The organism is Pseudomonas sp. NFACC10-1, assembly GCF_900119195.1.
Classification (GTDB): Bacteria; Pseudomonadota; Gammaproteobacteria; order Pseudomonadales; family Pseudomonadaceae; genus Aquipseudomonas; species Aquipseudomonas cerasi.
The window spans coordinates 418247-439535 of the sequence record NZ_FPJB01000001.1 but is presented as its reverse complement, the minus strand read 5'-3'; the positions used below and the strand labels follow the sequence as shown (position 1 = coordinate 439535).

12 protein-coding genes and 1 pseudogene are annotated in these 21289 nt (G+C 61.7%); 9 read left to right on the top strand and 4 right to left on the bottom strand.

Annotated features, from left to right (window positions below; genetic code table 11):
* Window positions 1-191: 191 nt before the first annotated feature.
* The 3 genes from BT119_RS01770 to BT119_RS01760 are packed head-to-tail and all read left to right on the top strand — an operon-like array spanning window position 192 to window position 4734.
* The gene (locus BT119_RS01770; RefSeq protein ID WP_072364627.1) at window positions 192-1364 is read left to right on the top strand and encodes an efflux RND transporter periplasmic adaptor subunit; all 1173 of its coding nucleotides are present in this window, start codon (window positions 192-194) and stop codon (window positions 1362-1364) included.
* Window positions 1365-3338 (top strand): MacB family efflux pump subunit, encoded by a 1974-nt coding sequence (locus tag BT119_RS01765; protein WP_072364625.1) that lies wholly within the window; start codon window positions 1365-1367, stop codon window positions 3336-3338.
* Between the two features lie 7 nt (window positions 3339-3345).
* A complete protein-coding gene (locus tag BT119_RS01760; RefSeq protein WP_072364623.1) occupies window positions 3346-4734 on the top strand; it encodes an efflux transporter outer membrane subunit in 1389 nt (462 codons plus the stop codon).
* 23 nt (window positions 4735-4757) lie between these two features.
* On the opposite strand, the pseudogene BT119_RS26205 reads toward BT119_RS01760, so the two are convergent.
* From BT119_RS26205 to BT119_RS01735, 4 genes and pseudogenes are all read right to left on the bottom strand, one after another.
* Window positions 4758-5508 (bottom strand): annotated as a pseudogene (locus tag BT119_RS26205) (SDR family oxidoreductase).
* An 80-nt stretch (window positions 5509-5588) separates the two neighbouring features.
* On the bottom strand, window positions 5589-7208 hold the full coding sequence (locus BT119_RS01745; RefSeq protein ID WP_003366627.1) for a GMC family oxidoreductase: 1620 nt from the start codon (window positions 7206-7208) through the stop codon (window positions 5589-5591).
* A gap of 237 nt (window positions 7209-7445) precedes the next feature.
* Window positions 7446-8396: an AraC family transcriptional regulator gene (locus tag BT119_RS01740; RefSeq protein WP_072364619.1), complete on the bottom strand. Its 951-nt coding sequence runs from the start codon at window positions 8394-8396 to the stop codon at window positions 7446-7448.
* Between the two features lie 331 nt (window positions 8397-8727).
* A complete protein-coding gene (locus BT119_RS01735; protein ID WP_044308422.1) occupies window positions 8728-10362 on the bottom strand; it encodes a pyoverdine maturation tyrosinase PvdP in 1635 nt (544 codons plus the stop codon).
* 182 nt (window positions 10363-10544) lie between these two features.
* On the opposite strand from BT119_RS01735, the gene pvdM reads away from it, so the two are divergent.
* The 6 genes from pvdM to BT119_RS01705 all read left to right on the top strand — a co-directional run bounded on the left by pvdM (window position 10545) and on the right by BT119_RS01705 (window position 21092).
* Complete coding sequence (pvdM, locus tag BT119_RS01730; protein WP_060708903.1) at window positions 10545-11939, top strand: pyoverdine-tailoring dipeptidase-like protein PvdM; 1395 nt, start codon at window positions 10545-10547, stop codon at window positions 11937-11939.
* On the top strand, window positions 11932-13212 hold the full coding sequence (locus tag BT119_RS01725; protein WP_065350141.1) for a pyoverdine-tailoring periplasmic protein PvdN: 1281 nt from the start codon (window positions 11932-11934) through the stop codon (window positions 13210-13212). Before pvdM ends, BT119_RS01725 begins: the two co-directional genes overlap by 8 nt.
* Window positions 13213-13259: 47 nt before the next feature.
* Window positions 13260-14126 carry a dihydropyoverdine dehydrogenase gene (locus tag BT119_RS01720; protein WP_054081911.1) on the top strand — a complete coding sequence of 289 codons (867 nt, stop codon included), beginning with the start codon at window positions 13260-13262 and terminating at the stop codon, window positions 14124-14126.
* A gap of 68 nt (window positions 14127-14194) precedes the next feature.
* A complete protein-coding gene (locus tag BT119_RS01715; protein WP_072364616.1) occupies window positions 14195-15871 on the top strand; it encodes a cyclic peptide export ABC transporter in 1677 nt (558 codons plus the stop codon).
* Window positions 15872-16176: 305 nt separating this feature from the next.
* Entirely contained in the window at window positions 16177-18408 is a 2232-nt protein-coding gene (locus BT119_RS01710) for a TonB-dependent siderophore receptor (RefSeq protein WP_003433158.1), read from the top strand.
* A 272-nt stretch (window positions 18409-18680) separates the two neighbouring features.
* Window positions 18681-21092 (top strand): TonB-dependent siderophore receptor, encoded by a 2412-nt coding sequence (locus tag BT119_RS01705; protein WP_072364614.1) that lies wholly within the window; start codon window positions 18681-18683, stop codon window positions 21090-21092.
* The last annotated feature ends 197 nt before the right edge of the window (window positions 21093-21289 follow it).

Here is a 21289-nt window from a genome sequence, read left to right as displayed (position 1 = left end):
ATCACGCTGACTCCAACTCGACAAGACGACCCGAATTAGCCGCTCCCGTTAAACGAAGCACGGACGCTGATGTTTAGCCGAAGCGGGTAACCCGTGATCAACGCTAAATTCCTGCTGGCATGCCTCGTTTAAAGGGCAGCTCTCGTGGCCGTCGTTCACCGACCGACTGATCTCCCAGCGCAGGAATCTGCATGAAACGCTCTCGACATCCTCGCCGCGCCCTCCTGGTGGCGCTGTGCCTGTTCCCGGTCATTGCCGTATGCGCCTGGCAGATCCTGCCCGACGGCAAAAGCAGCGCCGCGACCGTGACGGTGACCCGCGGCACGATCGAAAACAGCGTCACGGCGCTCGGTACCCTGCAGCCGCGCAGTTACGTGGATGTGGGCTCGCAGGCCAGCGGGCAGATCATGAAAATCCATGCCCAGGTCGGCGATCAGGTCAAGGAAGGCGACTTGCTGGTCGAAATCGACCCTTCGACGCAAAAGGCCAGACTCGACGCCGCACGCTACGCCATCGATAACCTCAAGGCGCAATTGCAGGAGCAGCGTGCGCTGCACGAACTTGCAGAACAGAAGCAGCAGCGCCAGAAGCGCCTCGCCGCAGGCGGCGCCACACGGGCCGAGGACGTTCAGGCTGCGGAATCGGAATTTCGCGCCACCCAGGCACGGGTCGATATGTTCAAGGCGCAGATTCTCGAAGCTCAGGCCGCGCTGCGCAGCGACGAAGCAGCGCTGGGCTACACCCGTATTTTCGCGCCCATGAGCGGCACAGTGGTCGCCCTCGATGCACGTGAAGGCCAGACGCTGAACGCGCAACAACAGACCCCGCTGATTCTGCGCATCGCCCGATTGTCACCGATGACGGTCTGGGCCGAGGTCTCGGAAGCCGATATCGGCCATGTCAAAGCCGGCATGACTGCCTATTTCACCACCTTGAGCGGCGGCAACCGGCGCTGGAGCAGCACCGTGCGGCAGATCCTGCCGGTGCCGCCCAGGCCGCTGGATCAAGCCAATCAGGGCGGCGGCAGCCCGAGCAGTTCGCGCAAGAACGGCGGTGGCCGTGTGGTGCTGTACACCGTGCTGCTGGACGTGGATAACAGCGATCAGGCGCTGATGGCAGAAATGACCGCACAGATATTCTTCGTCGCCGAAAAAGCCGAGAACACCCTCACCGCGCCACTCGCGGCGTTGCGAAACGGGGCGCAGGCCGATCGGCAGACCGCCCAGGTGCTATCTGCCAATGGTGAGGTGCAGAACCGTGAGGTGCGCACCGGCATCAGCGACCGCCTGCGCGTGCAGGTACTCGACGGGCTGAATGAAGGTGAGCGCCTGCTGGTGCCCGCCTCTGTCGGCAGCGGAGGCTGAATGCGCACGCCGCTGATCGACCTGCGAGGCATCCGTAAATCCTACGGCGGAGGCGACAGCCCACGGGTCAACGTGCTGCGCGGCATCGATCTGTCGATTCATGCCGGTGAGTTTGTGGCGATTGTCGGCGCTTCCGGGTCCGGCAAGTCGACGCTGATGAACATCCTCGGCTGCCTGGACCGCCCGACCTCGGGCGAATACCTGTTCGCCGGGGAAAACGTCGCCGAACTGGGCAGCGACGAGCTCGCCTGGCTGCGCCGTGAAGCGTTCGGGTTCGTGTTTCAGGGCTATCACCTGATTCCGTCCGGCTCGGCACAGGAAAACGTCGAGATGCCGGCAATCTACGCCGGGACGCCCGCCGCAGAGCGTCATGCGCGGGCCGCCGCCCTGCTTGACCGACTGGGCCTGGCGTCGCGCACCGGCAATCGACCGCATCAGTTGTCCGGCGGCCAGCAGCAACGGGTTTCCATCGCCCGCGCCTTGATGAATGGCGGGCACATCATCCTCGCCGACGAGCCCACCGGTGCGCTGGACAGCCACAGTGGCGCGGAGGTGATGACCCTGCTGGACGAACTGGCCAGCCAGGGCCATGTGGTGATCCTCATCACCCATGACCGGGAAGTGGCGGCGCGCGCCAAACGGGTCATCGAGATCAGCGATGGGCTGGTGATCAGTGATACGGCTCGAGATGCTTCTGACGTGCAGCGCTCAGTCAATCCGGGCACGCTGCAGGCGGTCGACCTGCGCAAGCGCCTGAGCGAGGGCAGCGGCAGCCACGGCGCCTGGCAAGGCGAGCTGCTCGAGGCGGTTCAGGCGGCGTGGCGCGTCATGTGGATCAATCGCTTCCGAACCGCGCTGACCCTGCTGGGCATCGTCATCGGCGTGGCGTCGGTGGTGGTGATGCTGGCCGTCGGCGAAGGCAGCAAGCGTCAGGTCATGGCGCAGATGTCCTCGTTCGGTTCCAATATCATTTACCTCAACGGCAAGGCGCCCAATCCGCGCGCGCCCAAAGGCGTCATCACCCTGGAGGAAGTCGCCGCGCTGGGCCAGTTGCCCGAGGTGAAAATGATCATGCCGGTCAACGGCGGCCAGGCCGGGGTGCGCTACGGCAACGTCGATCACTCCAGTTACGTCGGCGGCAATGACACGCACTTTCCGGCGATCTTCAACTGGCCGGTGGTGGAAGGCAGTTATTTCAGCGAAGCGGATGAACAGAACGCAGCCGCCGTCGCAGTGATTGGCTACAAGGTTCGCCAGAAACTGTTCGGCGAGCATAGCGACCCTGTCGGCCAGTACATCCTGATCGAAAACGTGCCTTTTCAGGTGGTCGGCGTGCTGCAGGAAAAAGGCGCCACGTCCGGCGATCTGGACAGCGACAATCGCATCGCCATCCCCTACTCGTCGGCCAGTATCCGCCTGTTCGGCACGCAGGACCCCGAGTACATCACCATCGCCACCCGTGACGCCAACAACGTCAAACAGGCCGAAACAGCGATCCGCGAGCTGCTGCAACAACTGCATCACGGCAAACAGGATTACGAACTGACCAACAACGCCGCGATGATCCAGGCCGAAGCACGCACCCAGAACACCCTGTCGCTGATGCTCGGCTCGATTGCCGCCATTTCGTTGCTGGTCGGTGGTATCGGCGTGATGAACATCATGCTGATGACAGTGCGCGAACGCACCCGTGAAATCGGCATCCGCATGGCCACCGGTGCGCGACAGAGCGACATCCTGCGGCAGTTTCTCACCGAGGCTGTGATGCTTTCCGTGGTCGGCGGGCTGGCCGGTATCGTGCTGGCGCTGGGCATGGGCGCAGCGCTGTTGCTGAGTAAGGTGGCCGTTGCGTTTACCCTGCCGGCTGTGACCGGGGCGTTTGCCTGCGCCCTGATTACCGGCGTGATCTTCGGCTTCATGCCGGCCCGCAAAGCTGCCCGCCTCGACCCGGTCGCGGCCCTCACCAGTGAATGATCGATCAATGAAGCCTAGCCTTTGCGTTTTGACTGCCTGCCTGTTGCTGAGCGCCTGCCAGACGCCTGCTCCGCCGCCGGACAGCGGCATCCAGCTACCGGCAAGCTGGGCGTTTGCCGCAAACGCCGCCGCACAGCGCAGTGATATCCGTTGGTGGCAGCAGTTCGGCAGCCCACAGCTGAATCGCCTGATCGAACAGGCCAGCCTTGACAGCCATGAAGTCGCTGCGGCGATCGCACGGGTTCGTCAGGCACAGGCAAGCGCCATTATCGGCGGCGCGCCCTTGCTCCCGGAACTGGCCTTTGACCTGCGCGGCGAACGTAACCGGTTCCTGCGCAACAGCGACCGCAAGGCCAACCCTTCCGACGACAACAACACCAACAACTTCACCAGCGACCTGACCGCCAGCTATGAGGTGGATTTCTGGGGAGGTATCGCAGCGGGACGCGACAGCGCACTCCAAGGGCTGCGCGCCAGCCAGTTCGATCAGGCGACCGTGGAGCTGACCCTGCTGGCCAACGTCGCCGATCGCTATGCGCAAACCCTGGCGGCGCGCGAGCAAGGGCGGATTGCCGAACTGAATCTGGCCAATGCCCAAGACGTACTGCGCCTGGTGCAAACCCGCTATGAATCGGGCTCAGCTACCGCCCTCGAGCTGGCGCAGCAAAAAAATCTGGTTGCGGCCCAGCAGCGTGAACTGCCCCGCGTTCAGCAACTGGCCAACGAGCAGTTGATCACCCTGGCAGCCTTGCTCGGTCAGCCGGTGCAGAATCTGCACCTCGCGGATCAGCCCTTCGACACCCTGAACTGGCCGGACATCGGCCCCGGCCTGCCCAGCGAACTGCTGACCCGCCGCCCTGATCTGGCCAAGGCCGAGGCTGACCTGGCGGCGGCACAGGCCAATGTCACCGTCGCCCGCGCCGCCATGCTGCCAAAACTGACCCTGAGCGCCCGGCTCGGCACCGAAAACACCCGCGCCGAAGACTGGCTGCGCGCACCGTTCAGCAGCCTCGCTGCCGGGCTGATCGGACCGATCTTCAACAATGGCCGTCTGGCCGCCGAGCGCGACAAGGCCACAGCGCGTCAGGAAGAACTGCTGGAAACCTATCGCGGCGCGATCATCGACAGCTTCGCCGACGTGGAAAAAGCCCTGAACAGCATTCGCGGCCTGGATCAACAGCGCTACTGGCACGAAGAAGAACTCAAACAGGCGCAAACCGCCTTCCGCATCGCCCAGAGCCGCTACCAGGAAGGCGCCGAGGACCTGCTCACCGTACTGGAAACCCAGCGCACCCTTTACCAGGCACAGGACGTAAGCGTGCAGTTGCGGCTGGCACGGGTGCAGGCGAGCATCGCGCTGTACAAAGCGCTGGGCGGTGGCTGGCAGGTGCGCTGAGCGGGCTTCAGGCCCGCTATTCCTCAAACTTGCGCTTTGCCCCCGTCTACACACATCTCGATACCCGCAATGAAACTGCTGTCGTCGCAGGCAAGAAACAGCGCGGCCGCGGCCACTTCTTCAGGGCGGCCAAGACGGCCCAGTGGAATACCTCTGATCAGCGCTGCTTTCATTTGAGCGACGTGCTCTTGCGCAAGCCCTTCCAGGCCCATGATCGGCGTGTCGATCGGGCCCGGGCTCAGTGTATTGACGCGAATACCTCGACTTTGCAGCTCGGCTGTCCAGGTTCGGGCAAACGAGCGTATGGCTGCCTTTGTAGCGCTGTAAGTGCTGCAGCCCGAAACGCCCCTGTTGGCGGCAATGGACGAATTCAAGATGATCGAGCCGCCGTCGTGCATCAACACCAGTGCCTTTTGCACGCTGAACAACAGGCCTTTGACGTTGGTATCAAAAAACCTTGTCGTAGTGCGCCGCATCGACGCCATCGATGGATTGCATTTCCATAATGCCGGCGTTGGCAAAGAGCACGTCAATGCAGCCTTTCTCGCGCCTGACCACTGCGTAGAGTCGGTCCAGATCGTCAAGACTGGACACATAGCCTTGTACGGCTGTCACGTTACGACCTATACGTGAAACGGTCTCGTCCAGCTCGGGCTGACGTCTACCCGTGATAAACACATAGGCGCCCTCTTCCACAAAACGCTGGGCGGTCGCAAGACCGATGCCGCTGCTGCCGCCGGTAATCATCGCAATTTTGCCTTGAAGCCTGCTCATGATGATGCTCTCGAAAAGGTGAAAGTCAGCGAGTACCCACCGGGCACTCGCTGCATGATCTACGGCATGGATCAAATTATTCAGGACTTGCCAGTGAGCAGACTGCCCAAGCGCTCCCCGATGATCACGCACGGGGCCATGGTGTTGCCGGTGGTTACTCGCGGCATGATCGAGGCGTCCGCGACCCTCAGATTGTCGATGCCATAGACGCGCAATTGCGCGTCCACCACCGATAACTCATCAATACCCATTCTGGCCGTACCGGACTGGTGCCAGACGGTCGATGCGGTGTTGCGCACGAACGACTCCAGATCCTTGCGGTTCATCTTTCCGGGCATCACCTCACGGCGTACAAACGGGCGCAGGGTCGAGCTGTTGCCGATCTCTCGACAAAATTCGACTGCACGCACCAGCGCCTGCAGATCTTCGGGTTCGGCAAGCGCACCGCTGTCGATTCTCAGTGCGTCCCGGTGCCCGCCGCCAGACAACGTGATCGAGCCACGGCTTTTGGGCCGTACCAGCCCCGGCAACAAAGACCATGCGCTGGCCGGAGGGTTGAACGTCGCCTGCGCTTCAAACGAGGCAATGGGCATTTCAGCGAGAAAGGTCTGGATGTCGGGTACATCGAGCGCCGGATCACTCTTCCAGAAGAACGTCGATTCCCCGGCGTTGTTGCGCGCCGCATGAGCCTGTTCGTATTCCCAGATGCACCCCGAGACCATGATGTGGTCCTGATAATTCTGGCCGACACCCGGCAGATTCTCTAGCGGAGCGATACCATGCCGAACCAGTTGCTGCGCATCGCCGATTCCGGACAGCATCAACACCTTGGGTGTGTTGATGGCACCCAGTGACAGCACGACTTCCTCTCGTGCTCTGAAACTCATGATCCTGCCTTCATGAATGACCTCGACCCCGACCGCTCGCTTGCCTTCCAGCAACACGCGCAATACATGGGTGTGGGCCAGGACCGTCAGGTTGGGCTGCGCCATCAGCGGGTACACATAACTGCGAAAAATCGAACGGCGACGACCGTTTTCCAGACACATATTGACCAGTGCCGCGCCACCCGCGCCCTCCATCATCGCGCCGTTCTGGTCATCGAAAACAGGCATTCCGAGCTCCGCCACCGCTCCCAGCATGGCTGGTGCAATCGGGTTGGGATCAGGCGCAGGCTGCACGAAGACCAGACCGCCCGTGCCTCTGCGCAGTGCGTCTGGCGTACCCTGCCAGTTCTCGATACGTCGATAGGTGGCAAGTGTCGATTGATAATTCCAGGCCGGATCACCTGATTCGCTGGCAAAGTGGTCCCAGTCACTGCTGTGCCCGCGCGCCCAGACCATCACGTTGATCGAGGATCCACCGCCCAGCACCTTGCCCATCGACAAGGGAATGGCCCGGTTATTGAGGTGCGGGTTGGGTTGTGCCTGAAACTGCCAGTCGCGCTCGCTGCCCAGGTTGGTGAACCAGATACTGGCATCGGTAACACTGGGCACATCATCGGTGCCGCCTGCCTCCAGGAGCAGAACACTGACGTCGGGATTCTCTGCCAGACGCCGCGCAACGACCGATCCGGAGGTGCCGGAGCCACACACGATGTAATCGTAAGCGCCCTTCAGACTGGCTTTCAGTCGCCGCTGATTGTCTTCAACACGACGTGCAAAGTCTGCAGTGTCGGTTGCGCCGGTATAACTTTCCATAAGAGTGCCTTTGTAAAACTTCCATGAATTGACGGCGCAAAACTGCCGGGGCCAATCGCGAAAGATGAATAACGGTGGGCTGTGACCGATGCGTCAGCGCAGCAGCCATTGAGATGAATCAGTCACTGAATGACAGGATCGATTCTAGGGCGCAGACGGCGTATCACCGTTACCTGCAAGGCGCGTGAGGGATGTCCACAAGGCGCTTTCAACTGATAAGGCGAGAGCAGAAGTTGCTCAGTTGAAAGTAGCCCGAACATGCGAGGGGCAAATACCGAACTGTGCCCGGTAGGCGCGACTGAAATGCGCTGCCGTGGTGAAACCGCACTGCCAGGCAACGTCCTGAACACTTGGCCGAAGCGTGCGGGTCGAACTGAGCAATTGCTGTGCGTGTTGCAGGCGGATATTCCAGACATCACGCATCACCGTCGTCTCCTGACTCCGGAACAAGCGTTGCAAGTGCTTGACTGAAACATGCACGGCACCGGCAATGGCCGCGCAGTCGAGTTCGGTGTCATTCAAACGCGTGTAAATGTAACGTCTGGCGCGCAACAGCACGACATCAGTGCTGCGCGAAACTGCCTTGTCGCCGGGGCCGCCCAGCATGGCGTCAATCAGCTCCAGCAATTGTCTGCCCATCAACTCGCGTATGACCAAGCCAGGGGCCGCCTGTTGCTGCGCGATGCAGTGGATCAGGTCACGGGCTGCGCGTATGTCTGCCGACTCCATGTCGGCAACCATCAGCCCCGGCAACGAATGCCTCAGGCCCCGATCGCGCAAACTGGACTTGGGAATGCGCAATACGGTCATTTGCCCATGCTGGGTAAACGACTCCTGAAAGGATTGCCCGGGATCGATGAAGAACATGCTGCCAGCCATGAAGCGATGTTGCTTTCCGGCTTCGTCGATATCGACATACCCACCGGTCATAAGCTTCAGATAAAGCCATTCCCCCTGCCAGCAATCCTGTTCTTCTCCAACCGGGATCAATACCAGAGATTTCAGATCAGCCTGCGTGACACCAATAGCCCCCAGGCTCCAGCTTTGCGCTGTGGAGTTGCCTGACAGGGTTTTATCGAACTCACAGTAAAGCCCGTGATGCTTCAGCATGACCTCAGACCAGTTGCCACCGGCATCGGGGCCCAGATCAAAGTGAATGTTGTTCGCGTCAAAAATTCCGGGTGTCATGAAAGGTGTTCTCGAGGGCGCAAGCAAGGAAGGGATGAGAAACGGCCGAACATCCAGACAGCTTGCGACCTGGCGCCACCCTACGCCTTTTGTTCGAGAATCAGGGGGGCATTCATGAAATATCCGACAGAGCGGAGTGCGTCAGGCTCTGTACGAAAAGTCGGCGAGCGAAGGTCAGGCAAGGCAAAAACAGGCGAGGAACGGCCGGGGTCGCGTTCGACTCTACGTGTTGTAAATGAGCATTCCGATTGGACTCGCATCCGAGCCTGTTTTTAACGCAGCATCACCGAGCGCAGCCACTTTTCGTACAGAGCCTAGGAGCCAGCGCTGCTCAAAACCACCTCTCCGGCAGCAGATTCCGTGCATACCAGGGCCGGCGCGGCACGCGGCGTAGCAGGTTGCTCAGTTTGTCATCGGCCGCGAAAGTGATGCGCAGCGCCAGCTTCATGACTTCCGGGTCCATTTCCATGGTCGTGCCTGCAGTCTGGCCGGGCACTGTGCTGCAACCGTGCGTTTCAGGCCCCAGCCACGGGTCGCTGACATTCACCCAGCGGCCTGGCGCAAACCACGGCACGCCGTTGACTTGCAGGCGCTTCACTTCGCCCGGATGAAAGCGCTCGTGGGCGCGGAACCAGTCCTCAATGCGGTCGTCAATCCAGCCATGGAACATCCAGAACACCGGGTTCACGTGCGATGAAAACGGGTCGGCAAGAAAGTCGTTTTCCGGCTCGAACCAGCGCTCGGCAAAATCATCCGATCGACGTGCCATCGGCACCGGCTGCCCGTTGGCCGGGTCGCGGGCCACCGAGGCCCAGCGCATGTGCAGCCAGTCGTGCAGCTCCAGTTCGACCTGCGAACCAAACTGGCCCAGGGTCAGCTTCGACAAAAAGCGCGGATCGCGATACTGCGATTCCCAGACCTGAAAATGCGTATGAAACGTCTCGTGGCTTTTGATATCGCTGACCAGCTGTGTGTATTCCTCGTCACCATGCGCCAGCCAGTTGGGCGGCAGCGAACAGCCGTCGTGATTGTCGAAATAGCGGGCAAAGCCCAGGCGGTCGCGTTCCAGCTCAGGCTGCGGCAGCGGAAAACGCGGCCAGGACGGCAAATCCTGAATCCTGCGTGCCTGGATCAGCATGTGCCGGTGCATATAAAAGAAGTCTTCACCCGAGCCGTTGCGGTCCTTGTGCGGGCCACGCGCATCGCGCTCATGGTCACGCGGCCCCGGCTGCCAGCCGATGCCGCGCAGGGCGTTACGCTTGTCTTCGGGCAATTTGTGCCACTTGTCTCGCGAGGCATGCCAGAGCTGATGGAACAGACGATGCTCCCTGGAAACCAGCCAGGCCAGAAACGGCGGACTCAGGCCCACCCTTTCCCGCGCTTCTGGAAACACCTGTTTGATCGCGATCAGACGGTTTTCCAGTTCCGGCAGGGCCAGCGGTCGGTCAAGACGTTCGATACGCCCGCTCAGGGTGCCGCTGCCGGCGTTACCGAACGCGCCCCAGACTTCATCGAGGGTCAGGCTGAATTCGTAATCCGGGTTGTCGCTGTGCGGATCATTGCCGGCATGGCCGTCCATGACCCGCAGGTAGAGTCTTGCGGCATTGGCCGGTTGCAGATCGCCAATCACCCGAAAACGCGGCAGCGCATCGCCGCGCAATTGCCCGGCCGTGTCGATATAGCCGCGCAGGCCGCGACCACGCGGGGCGATGTCGAGAAACATTTCCAGGCCTTCGAGCGGCGCACCGCTCAGTCCGGCATCGCGCCCTTCGAAGCGCAGAGTCCACACACCGCGCAGCTTGTCGGCCAGGCGCTGGGTGGCGGTATCGGCAGGCCCCGCCGTCGCTTCGCCCGGCGTTTCCGGCAGGTCGACCCGGGTGAGTTCCCGATGCGCGTAATACGCTGCCGGAACTGCCGCACCGGTCAGCGCCAGACCCGCTATGAACCCTCGTCGAGAAATCGTCATTACCCTACCTGTTCCAGCCCCGAGACAGCCGTTATCCAAGCTAGAACGTAAACCCGGCAGACAAATTTAGCGCTGCACACACATCCATGAGCCCGCGCTAAATTTCTCGGTGATCCGCTCGTTCTCCACCAGATAGCAACAGCCGTCGCAGGCTGCGCAACGGTTAACCACACGAGACGGAAATGACAAGACCGCGTTGGAAAAAAGCTCTCTTTATCGGCCTGCCACTGGCCCTGGCGATCAGTGCAGGTACGGGCTTTCTGGCCTGGAATTACTGGTCGCCAGCAGGCTACCCGGTCAAGGTCATGCAGCAGGCCGACGACCTGCAGGAGCGGATCATTTCCTTCGACAGCCACATCACCGTGCCGATGAAATTCGGCAGCGAGGGCAACGAAGCCGACAAGGACGGCTCGGGGCAGTTCGACCTGGTGAAAGCCGCGCGCGGACGCCTGTCCGGTGCAGCGCTGACGGTATTCGGCTGGCCGGAGATCTGGAACGGCGACAACGCCCCGCATCGTCCGACACCCGGTTTCGTCGACGAAGCACGCCATCAGCAGGAAGTGCGCTACCGAATCATCAGCGGGCTGGTGCGCGATTTCCCCAATCAGGTCGGCATCGCCTACACCCCGGACGACATGCGCCGCCTGCACGGCGAAGGCAAGTTTGCGATCTTCATCAGCATGCTCAACGCCTACCCGCTGGGCAATGACCTGAGCCTGCTGGACCACTGGGCCGCACGCGGCATGCGCATGTTCGGTTTCAGTTATGTCGGCAATAACAGCTGGGCCGATTCTTCACGCCCCCTGCCCTTTCTCAATGACACGCCCGACGCTCTGGGCGGCCTGTCGGAGATCGGCAGGCAGGCCGTACAACGCCTCAATGACCTGGGTGTGATCATCGACGTGTCGCAGATGTCGAGCAAGGCGCTGCAACAGGTCAGCGAGCTGAGCCGCACGCCGATGGTCGCCTCGCACTCGGCGCCGCGTGCGCTGGTGGACATCCCGCGCAACCTCAGCGACGAGGAACTGCAGCTCATCAAGCGCAGCGGCGGCGTGGTGCAAATCGTAGCGTTCCCAGCCTATTTGAAGCCGCTGACCCAGAAAACCCAGAACAAGCTCAATGCGCTACGCAAGGACTTCGACCTGCCACCGCTGCCGAACCTGGCCATGGCGCTGATGCCCGGCGACCCGATCATCACCGTCTGGCCGGAGCAACGCTTCGGCGCCTATGCCAGCAAGCTGTACGCGATTCTCGAGGAGGAGCCCAAAGCCACGGTCAAGGATTTCGTCGACGCCATCGATTACACGGTCCGCAAAATCGGCATCGACCATGTCGGCATCAGCTCCGACTTCAACGATGGCGGTGGTGTGAAAGGCTTCAACGATGTCAGCGAAATCCGCAACGTGACGGCCGAATTGATCGAGCGCGGCTACGCCGAAGCGGATATCACCAAGCTCTGGGGCGGCAACTTTCTGCGCGTCTGGGAGCAGGTTCAGGCGGCTGCCCGTCCGGATGTGAAACACATGAATCTCTCAAACGCCGCTACCCGACCCTCAGGCGCAGACGCTCATGACTGATCGCAGAACCTTTCTCAAACAGGCCGGAGTGCTGGCCGCAGCCCTGCCACTGGGCTCCGGCCTGGCAACGGCGGCCATGACGCCAGCCACTCAGCCGGCCTCCACGGATAAATGGACGCGCCTGAAACAATTGTTCAATCAGGACCCGGACTACGTTCACCTCTCGAATTTTCTGGTCACTTCGCACCCCGCACCGGTTCGCCAGGCCATCGAACAGCATCGCGCGCATATCGACCGCAATCCCGGCCTGGCCATGGACTGGGATCTGGGAGAGACCGAGCGCCGCGAACACGAGGTTCGCGTCTGGGCGGGCAAGTACCTGAAGGCCCAACCCGGCCAGATCGCCCTGACCGGCAGCACCACTGAAGGCCTGGCGATCATCTACGGCGGTATTCATGTGCGCCCGGATCAGGAGATTCTGACCACCGAACACGAGCATTCCTGCGTCCGCGACATCCTGAAATTCCGCCAGCAGCGCGACGGCACGCAGGTTCGCAAGATTCGCCTGTTCAAGGACCCGGCTACCGTCTCGGTCGACGAAATCATCGGCTCCATCGCGCGCAGTATCCAGCCGAAGACGCGCGTGCTGGGCATGACCTGGGTGCAGTCCGGCAGCGGCGTGAAACTGCCCATCGGGGCCATCGGCGATCTGGTCGAGGAACACAACCGCAACCGTGACGACCAGGACCGCATCCTCTATGTGGTCGACGGCGTGCATGGCTTTGGCGTCGAGAACCTCGACTTCCCGGAGATGAAGTGCGACTTCTATGTCGCCGGCACCCACAAGTGGCTGTTCGGTCCACGCGGTACCGGCATCGTCTGCGCCCGCTCGGAACAGGTCAAGGACCTCACGCCGCTGATCCCGACGTTCTCGGAAGCCACCGGTTTCAGCACGATCATGACGCCCGGCGGCTACCACTCGTTCGAACACCGCTGGGCGTTGAACGAGGCCTTCAAACTGCACCTGCAACTGGGCAAGGCCGATGTGCAGGCACGTATTCACCAGCTCAACAGTGACCTCAAGCAGCGCCTCAAGGCCCAGCCCAATGTCGAGCTGGTGACGCCCATGGATCCTGCGCTGTCGGCGGGCTTCAGCTTCTTCCGGCTCAAGGGCCAATCGTGCGACGACGTGGCGGCCTGGCTGATGAAGCAGCGCATGGTCGTTGACGCGGTGAGTCGCGACGTCGGCCCGGTGGTGCGCACCGCGCCGGGGCTGCTGAACAGCGAAGCCGAAATCGATCGTTTCATGACGCTGCTCGCCCGACGCGCCTGACACGCCTGCACCGTTCACCTGTTTTCCGTTTTCCATCGAGACCCGTCATGAAAAAAACATTGCTGCCCCTGTCCGCCCTGTTCGGCCTGTTGCTATGCGGTACCACCCTCGCCGCCACGCCAGCGGCAGCGCCCGCGCCCGGAAAAGTGTTCAAGGACTGCAAGGACTGCCCGGAAATGGTCGTGCTGCCTGCGGGCACCTTCACCATGGGTGCGCCCGAAGAGGAACTGGGTCGTCAGCCGGACGAAGGCCCGCTGCACGACGTGACCTTCGCCAAACCCTTCGCCATCAGCCGTTTTCAGGTGCTGAGCGGCGAGTGGAATGCCTATATCAAGAGCTCCGGCTACACGATGCCGGATGGCGATACCCGGCCAGGCCGCGAGTGCAAGGCCGGCAAGCCGCGCTACCCGCTGAGCCCGCGTCAGCCTGCAGTGTGCATGGACTGGAACGAAGCCAAGGCGTATGTCGAATGGCTGTCGAAAAAGACCGGCAAGTCCTACCACATGGTCAGCGAAGCCCAGCGCGAATACGCGGCACGCGGCGGCAGCAAGGGTTCGTTCCCGTTTCCGATGGACGAAGGCAAGCCCTACAGCATCGCCAAACATGCCAACACTTACGGCCCGGAAGACGGCTTCAGCTACACGGCACCCGCTGGCAGCTACAGCCCCAACGATTTCGGCATCTACGACGCCCACGGCAATGTCTACGAATGGACTGCCGATTGCGAGACCAGCAACTACAACGGCGCGCCCACCGATGGCAGCGCATGGCTGGCCGGTGATTGCACCTGGAAGATGATTCGCGGCAATGACTGGACCGAAGCGCCGATCTTCTCGCGCTCCGGCAACCGCAACAGCCGCCAACCGGATGTAAGGGGTGACTGGCTGGGTTTCCGGGTCGCCCGCGACCTCTGACCGATTTCATGCGCACCCTCGGCCGGCGATAGCCCACGCCGCACTCACGGACACTGACGAGACACACCATGCCCCGCACAACTGAAAGCCTCGCCCGGGAAACCCTGAGAATCCTCAAGCCATTCTGGTGGCTGGTGGCGCTATCGACCGTGCTGGGGATTGTCAGCGGCCTGAGCGTCACCGGGCTGCTGGCCACCATCAACAACGCGATGAACATGCCCGGCGGGCCGGACACGCAGACCGCGCTGCTGTTCGCCGGATTGTGTGTGCTGACCCTGGCGTGCTCGACCCTGTCCAACCTGTCGACCAATTACGTCGGCCAGCGGGTCGTCGCCAACCTGCGCCGCGAGCTGGCAGCCAAGGTGCTGGTCGCGCCCATCGAGCAGCTGGAACGCTATCGCGCGCACCGCCTGATCCCGGTGCTGCTCAACGACGTCAACACCATCAGCACCTTTGCCCTGTCGGTCGCGCCGATGGTGATTTCGTTTACCGTCACCCTCGGCTGCCTGACCTATCTGGCCGTGCTGTCCTGGCAGATTCTGGCGCTGACGGCGCTCACCGTGGTGCTCGGCACCGGCGCGCAATACCTGGCGCATGCGTTTGGCATGCGCAGCATTCTGGCCGCGCGCAACAGCGAAGACGAATTGCAGAAGCACTACCAGGCGCTGTCCGCAGGCGCCAAGGAACTGCGCATCCAGCGCAAGCGTCGTCAGCACATGCTCGACGAGAAGATTCATGGGGCCACCGAACACATCTGCCGCTCGAACATTCGCGCTGCCAATATCTTCGTCAGCGCGGAAACCTTCGGCTCGATGCTGTTCTTCGCGGTGATCGGCATGGCCATCGCCTTTCAGGCGCTCTGGCCGACGACCGAAAAGACCGTACTGGGCGGCTTCGTGCTGGTGATGCTGTACATGAAAGGCCCGCTGGAGCGCCTGATCACTGCCCTGCCCGGCATCAGCCGTGCGCAGATCGCCATGCGCCGCATTGCCGAGCTGTCATGGAAATTCTCCAGCCCCGAACCGCACCTGCTGGTCAGTGACAGCCCGACGTCGCTGCCCAGCATGCACACGCTGGAGCTGCACAACCTGCGCTATGACTACCCGCCCGTCGAGGGCAGCGACGCCTTCCACCTCGGCCCGGTCGACCTGAGCATCAAACAGGGCGACATCGTGTTCATCGTCGGCGAGAACGGTTGTGGCAAGACCACGCTGATCAAGCTGCTGCTGGGCCTGTACACCCCGCAACAGGGTGAGATCCGCCTCAATGGCCAGCCCGTCAGCGCGGAAAACCTGGATGACTACCGCCAGCTGTTCACCACGATTTTCGCCGACTACTACCTGTTCGACGAGCCGTTGCAGGGGCAGGCCGCGCTGCCGCAGGACGCGGGCAAATACCTGGAGCGCCTGGACATCGCGCACAAGGTCAGGATCGAGAACGGTGCCTTCACCACCACCGATCTGTCGACCGGTCAGCGCAAGCGCCTGGCGCTGATCAATGCGTGGCTGGACGAGCGGCAGGTGCTGGTGTTCGACGAGTGGGCCGCCGATCAGGACCCGGCGTTCCGTCGCGTGTTCTACACCGAACTGCTGCCGGAACTGAAGCAGCAGGGCAAGACCATCATCGTGATCTCCCATGACGACCGCTATTTCTACGTCGCCGACCAGTTGGTGCGGATGCAGGCCGGGCAGATTCAGGTCGAACAGGTTCGCAACGAAACCCGCGATAAAACCATTACGGCGTGATTCACTCGCACCTGAAACGCCCCGCCCGGCCCGTCCGCGAGCGGGGCTTTTTTTGCCTGGCCGCTCCGCGCCACCCTCAATTGCTAGCCAAGCGCCATCTTTTTTCGTGGATTGTGAAAAAAACATTAAATAAACGTTATTCGCTTTCGTTCTCATTAACAGCGAATTGCGCGCCCAGCCATCTCTCGCGCAACGCCCCATAAAAAAGTGGCTCACGCCTGCCCGGTCGACGGCTGGACCCGACTGCGCAGGCCTGAACGACGCTCCCAATCTCCTTGCCGATACTCACTGGAAAGAGCCAATTCATGCACAACCCGTCACGACTCACCCCGCTCAGCAAAGCGTTGATGCTCAGTCAGATGTTCCGCTCCCGGCCATCCATGGCGGCCATGGGTCTTGCGCTGTGCATGCCGGTCGCCGGTCAGGCACAGGAAACCGTCGCAGACGATTCGAACACCACAAGCACCGTCAATCTGGCCCCGACTGCAATCGACTCGCATTACCTGGGCACCACCACCGACGGCACCGGTTCCTACACCACCGGCGCAGTGAGTATCGGCAAGGGTGCACCGCAATCGCTGCGCGAAACACCGCAATCGGTGAGCGTGGTGACTCGGCAAGTCATGGATGACAACAACCTCACCAGCCTCAGCGACGTGCTGGAAGACACCCCGGGTATCACTTTCCAGTACCGCAACTTCGGCGGTCACGTGTACACCTCGCGTGGCTTCTCGCTGCTGGCGGAAAGCTTCCTGGTCGACGGCATTGGCGGTCAGGGCTATCAGATCACCGGCTGGATGCAGCCGGACATGGCCATCTACGACCGTGTGGAAGTGCTGCGCGGCGCGTCAGGGCTGTTGGTCGGTGCCGGGCAGCCCGGCGGCGCGGTCAATCTGGTGCGCAAACGCCCGACTGCCGATAACAAATTCTCGATCACCACCCGCGCCGGTTCCTGGGACCAGTACCGGGTCGACCTGGATGGCAGCGGCAAGCTCAACGATTCGGGCACCCTGCGCGGGCGCATGGTCGCGGCCTACGATGACAGCGGCTCCTATCTGGATGGTCGCGACAGCCGCACGCCGCTGCTGTACGGCATCGTCGAAGCCGACCTGAGCGACGACACCACCCTGACCATGAGCCTGCGACGTCAGGAACAGGTCATCAACGGCTACTCGATCTATGGCCTGCCGCGCTACAGCAACGGCCAGTCGCTGGGCCTGTCGCGCTCGACCAACCTGGCGCAGAAGTGGAATCGCCATGAAAGCGACATGACCGAGGTGTTCACCGAAGTCGCGCATCGCTTCAATGAGGACTGGACCAGCCGGACCTCGCTGACCTATTCCCAGGGTGGCTTCGATCAGAACATTGCCTACGCACGGGGCGCAGTGAATCCCGTGACGCTGGCGGGCTCCAACTTTCAGGGCACGCTGTTTCGCAAGGACGAGGTCGACAGCGTCGGTCTGAACAGCCAGCTGGAAGGCAACTTCAACGCGTTCGGCCTCGAACATCAGGTGACCCTGGGTGCCGACTGGTCGAAGCAGAACGCCAACACGCATCAGGCGACCGTGACCAGGCGCACCGCCGTCAACGTCTTCGATGTCGATCAGAGCGCTTTCGCCAAACCAGCCCGTCCAGCCTGGCAAACCGACATCGACACCACCGAAGAACGCGCGGGCCTGTACGCCAACACGCGTATTCACCTGAGCGAACCGTTGAGCGTGGTGCTTGGCACGCGCCTCAGCTGGTATGACTACAAGTACGACGTCAAAACCGGTGCGGCAAACAGTTACGAATCCAAGCAGACTCAGGAATTCACGCCGTTCGCGGGCGTCATCTATGACATCAACGACAGTTGGTCGTGGTACGCCAGTTATGCCGACATCTTCACGCCACAGGCCAACTACGTCTCCGCTGGCGGCTCGCCACTGGACCCGGCCATCGGCTCCAACTACGAAACCGGCTTCAAGGGTGAGCTATTCGACAAGCGCATGAACCTGTCGATGGCGCTGTTCTACATCAAGCAGAAAGATGTGGCCGCCGTTGATGTGAACACCACTGAACTGTGCCCTACCAGCTCCGACGGCTCCTGCTACCTGCAGGACGGCATCAGCCGCAGCAAGGGCGTCGATGTCGAGGCCAGCGGTGAAGTGTTACCGGGGCTGCAAGTGTTCGGCGGTTACACCTACAACATGCTGCGCAACAACGGTGATTCGGATGTGGCTTACGAAACGCCGAAACACATGCTGCGCCTCAACACCAGCTACAACCTGCCGGGTGCCTGGAACCGCCTGACCCTGGGCGCCGGTGTGTCGGCGGATTCGGGTTACGAAGTGCCGTCCAACAAAGAGCTTGGCGTGGCCGGTCGGGCCATCTGGGATGCCAGGGCGTCGTGGAAACTGGACGAAAACTGGAAGGTGTCACTCAACGCCGAAAACCTGTTCGACCGCAAGTACTACACCACCTCGATCGCCACCGATCGCTCCAACGTCTATGGCGAACCGCGCAGCTACGTCCTGACCTTGCGGGGAGACTTCTGATCTAAGTAAACGATAGGCGTGATTCTAGCGCCTACGCTCTGCATTCAGCGTTATATACAAGCCCGCTTTTGATTCTGGCCGAAGGCCGTGGGAGCGAACTTGTTCGCGAAGACTGTAGTTCAGACGATGCATTTTTGGACAACATACTGGCCCATGAGCGTTCGAGCGAGCGGAACGCTGGGGGCCGGGACACTCCGCAAACATCTGCATACCACCAACTCCACCGCAAATGCATTATCCTTCGCCATTGATCTCAACGAGCCATCCCTCCCATGCAAACATCCTCCAGCCGTCTGCGCACAGGCCGCGTGAAAACGCTCGGCCTGCGTCTGGGCAGTGTGGGGCTGGTGCTGGCGTTGAGTGTCCAGGGACAGGCGCTGGCGGAGGAGTTCGAGTTCGATATCCCGGCCCAGACACTGAGCAGTGCCCTGAAGGAATTGGGCCGCCAGTGCGATCTGCAAATCCTCTACAACCCCGACGACCTGAACGGCAAGCTCAGCAGCCCGGTGCACGGCAGGCTGACGCCCGAACAGGCCGTCGCCGACCTGCTGAAAAAAGCCAACGTAGCGCACAGTCTTGAAGACAACACCCTGACCCTTGGCGCTGCTGCCTCCGCACAAACCATGAGCCTCGGGCCGGTGGCGATCAAGGGCGATTCGTTCGGCATCACCACCGAGGGCAGCGGCGCGTATTCGGCCACCGGCGTGAGCATCAACAAGACCGCTCAGTCGCTGCGCGAAACGCCGCAGTCGGTCACCGTCATGACCCGCCAGGTGATGGACGACAAAAACCTCACCGGCCTCGACGAGGTGATGGCACAAACGCCCGGCATCACCTTTTCCCAACGCAATTTCGGCTCTCATGTCTTCAGTTCGCGAGGCTTTGCGCTGGAGGACGAGAGTTACATCATCGATGGCGTGGCTGGTCAGGGTTACAGCGTGACCGGCTGGATGACCCCGGACATGGAAATCTACGACCGCGTCGAAGTACTGCGCGGCGCGGCCGGTCTGCTGATTGGCGCAGGCAACCCCGGTGGCGCGGTCAATCTGGTCCGCAAGCGCCCGACCGCCCTGCCGCAGTTCTCGATTACCACCCGCGCAGGCAGTTGGGACAACTACCGGGTCGACCTGGATGGCAGCAGCAAACTCAACGATTCCGGCAGCATCCGCGGGCGTTTTGTAACGTCCTATGAAGACCGCGGCTATTTCACCGATGGTCTGCAGAAAACCGCGCCGTTGTTCTACGGCATCCTGGAAACCGACCTGAGCGAAGACACCACCCTGACCCTGGGCGTACGTCATCAGAACGCCGACACCCAAGGCTTTTCTATATTCGGCCTGCCCCGCTACAGCAACGGCAAGGCCATCGACCTGCCGCGCTCGACGTCGCTGGCCCAGGACTGGAACCGCCACCAGACCCGCACTGACGAAGTGTTCAGCGAGCTGGAAACCCGCTTTGACGAAAACTGGAGAGGCACACTGTCGGCAACCCGCTCCGAGGGTGCTTTCGATCAGAAGGTGGCCTACGCACAGGGCGCCATCGACCCGGCGACGCAGAGCGGTTCCCGACTGGTCAGAACCCTGTTTCGCTCGGACGATATCCATAGCGATGGCATCGACGCGCACCTGGACGGCCGGTTCGACGCCTTTGGCCTGAGTCACCAGTTGACCGTCGGCGGTAATGGGTCCGAACAGAAACGCGAGTCGCGCTATGCCACGGTCAACGCCAATCAGCCGCTGGCTATCTTCAACCCCGACCACGACGCGATTGCCGAACCTGTGCGCCCGGCCTGGCGCCGTACCGACTACAGCGACAAACGTTATGGCCTCTACAGCAACCTGCGTCTGAGCCTGACGGAATCGTTGAGCCTGGTGATGGGCGGCCGGGTCAGCAGCTATGACTATCAGACCACATCCGCAGGCGTAACCCGTCGCGCGCAGGAGGACAACCAGGTCACGCCGTTTGCGGGGGTCATCTACGATCTCAACCGGGACTGGTCGTGGTACGCCAGTTACACGGATATTTTCCTGCCGCAAAGCGCCTATCGAACGGCATCAGGCACGCTGCTTGATCCGGCCATCGGCGCTAGCCACGAAACTGGAATCAAGGGCGAACTGTTCGACAAACGTCTGAACGTGTCACTGGCGCTGTTTTATGTGAAGCAGAAGGACGTAGCCGTCGAGGATGACGCCAACGCCGGCCAGTGCCTGAGTAATGATGCCTATGGGACCTGCTACCTGAACGGTGATATCCGGCGCAGCAAGGGCGTCGACATGGAAATCAGTGGCGAGCCGTTACCGGGATTGCAGACCCTCGCCGGGTACACGTTCAACATCACCCGCGGCAGTGACGGACAGTCCATTTCAGCAGAAACACCCCGGCATATGCTGCGCCTGACCAGCAGCTACACCCTGCCCGGCGCCTGGCGTCGGTTGAGCGTCGGCGGCGGGGTTTCGGCGCAGAGCGGCTACTCGGAACACGAGTCGACCCAACCCATCGATAACGCTGGCCGGGCCATCTGGGATGCCCGGGTCGCGTGGAAAATCGACGAACACTGGTCGGTGGCGCTCAACGGCAACAACCTGCTGGATCGCAAATACTACAAGGCCACCGGCGACATCGACCGCGGTAACTATTACGGCGACCCGCGCAACTACGTCCTGACCCTGCGCGGTGATTTTTAAGCGACGCTTGCCCCTCGCGATCAACAGCGGACACCTATCGTTCCTCACGCTCCGCGTGGGAATGCCGTGCGTGAAGCTCTGCGTCACAATCGATACCGCGCCACGCACTCAAGAGAGGACGCAGAGCGTCCAGAAAGGCATGCCCACGCTGGAGCATGGGCACGATGGTGCTCTTCAGGACGCGTCTCATCCCTCAC

Bases quoted from the DNA above. Each gene is read 5' to 3' on its own strand.
- BT119_RS01770 (WP_072364627.1), top strand. From the start codon at position 192: ATGAAACGCTCTCGACATCCTCGCCGCGCCCTCCTGGTGGCGCTGTGC.
- BT119_RS01765 (WP_072364625.1), top strand. From the start codon at position 1,365: ATGCGCACGCCGCTGATCGACCTGCGAGGCATCCGTAAATCCTACGGC.
- BT119_RS01760 (WP_072364623.1), top strand. From the start codon at position 3,346: ATGAAGCCTAGCCTTTGCGTTTTGACTGCCTGCCTGTTGCTGAGCGCC.
- BT119_RS01745 (WP_003366627.1), bottom strand. From the start codon at position 7,208: ATGGAAAGTTATACCGGCGCAACCGACACTGCAGACTTTGCACGTCGT.
- BT119_RS01740 (WP_072364619.1), bottom strand. From the start codon at position 8,396: ATGACACCCGGAATTTTTGACGCGAACAACATTCACTTTGATCTGGGC.
- BT119_RS01735 (WP_044308422.1), bottom strand. From the start codon at position 10,362: ATGACGATTTCTCGACGAGGGTTCATAGCGGGTCTGGCGCTGACCGGT.
- pvdM (WP_060708903.1), top strand. From the start codon at position 10,545: ATGACAAGACCGCGTTGGAAAAAAGCTCTCTTTATCGGCCTGCCACTG.
- BT119_RS01725 (WP_065350141.1), top strand. From the start codon at position 11,932: ATGACTGATCGCAGAACCTTTCTCAAACAGGCCGGAGTGCTGGCCGCA.
- BT119_RS01720 (WP_054081911.1), top strand. From the start codon at position 13,260: ATGAAAAAAACATTGCTGCCCCTGTCCGCCCTGTTCGGCCTGTTGCTA.
- BT119_RS01715 (WP_072364616.1), top strand. From the start codon at position 14,195: ATGCCCCGCACAACTGAAAGCCTCGCCCGGGAAACCCTGAGAATCCTC.
- BT119_RS01710 (WP_003433158.1), top strand. From the start codon at position 16,177: ATGCACAACCCGTCACGACTCACCCCGCTCAGCAAAGCGTTGATGCTC.
- BT119_RS01705 (WP_072364614.1), top strand. From the start codon at position 18,681: ATGCAAACATCCTCCAGCCGTCTGCGCACAGGCCGCGTGAAAACGCTC.